The sequence below is a fragment of the Pelagibacterium luteolum genome, from assembly GCF_900100665.1.
Classification (GTDB): Bacteria; Pseudomonadota; Alphaproteobacteria; order Rhizobiales; family Devosiaceae; genus Pelagibacterium; species Pelagibacterium luteolum.
The window spans coordinates 1-1,041 of the sequence record NZ_FNCS01000050.1 but is presented as its reverse complement, the minus strand read 5'-3'; the positions used below and the strand labels follow the sequence as shown (position 1 = coordinate 1,041).

Here is a 1,041-nt window from a genome sequence, read left to right as displayed (position 1 = left end):
CCGCGGTGCCAGGGCGCTGCAGCACGCGCCTGGCTGGAAGCCCAGCAGGCCAACCTGCTGCCGGTGGGTTACTTCCACGTCGTGTTCACGCTGCCCGCCGAGATTGCCGACATTGCCTTCCACAACAAGGCGCTGGTCTACGACCTGCTGTTCAAGGCAGCATCGCAGACCATGTTGACGATCGCTGCCGACCCAAAGCACCTGGGCGTCCGCATTGGTATCACCGCCGTGCTGCACACATGGGGTTCAGCCATGACCCACCATCCGCACATCCACATGATCGTGCCCGGTGGCGGCCTCACACCGGCCGGACGATGGATATCGTCGCGGCCGGCCTTCCTGCTGCCGGTGCGGGTGCTGGGCGCTCTGTTCAAGCGCCTGTTCCTGACCCGGCTGCTCGAACTGCATGGCGCTGGAAAGCTCGTCTTCTTCGGCAAGCTGGCGGGTCTTAGCGACCGGCGTGTCTTCCTGCGCCAGCTTGCGCCGGTCCGAAGGAAGCGTTGGGTTGTTTATGCCAAAGCGCCCTTCGCCGGACCCGAAGCCGTTCTCGCCTATCTCTCGCGCTACACCCACCGTGTGGCGATCTCGAACAGCCGCCTTATCGCCTTCGACCAGACCAGCGTTACCTTCCGCTACAAGAATTACCGCTGCTCCGGCGCCGATCGGCAACAGGTCATGACCATCGCCGCCAACGAGTTCATCCGACGCTTTCTGCTGCATGTTTTACCGCGCGGGTTTCATCGCATTCGGCATTACGGCCTGCTCGCCGGCAGCGCACGCAAGGCCAACATCGCTTGTGCCCGCGGGCTTCTGAACGCCACCCCGCCGCCTGATCAAACCACAGCCGAAGACCCGGCGGACGTTCGCCCACCATGCCCGTGCTGCGGCGGACGCATGATTGTCATCGAGATCTTCCAACGCTGGCGCCAGCCCCGGGGTCCGCCAAATACGATGGCAACGAACCGCGAGAATGCACCATGACCCGGCATGGCTCACTCAGCCATATGGCCTCTTCAAACCAGCGACGGCCAACGGGATGGC

At 63.8% G+C, this 1,041-nt stretch carries 1 protein-coding gene; it reads left to right on the top strand.

The features are described 5' to 3' along the window. Positions 1 to 981, top strand: a 981-nt coding sequence (locus tag BLR31_RS21285; protein ID WP_090600548.1) for an IS91 family transposase, incomplete at its 5' end; no start/stop codon positions are given. Between the last annotated feature and the right edge of the window lie 60 nt (positions 982 to 1,041).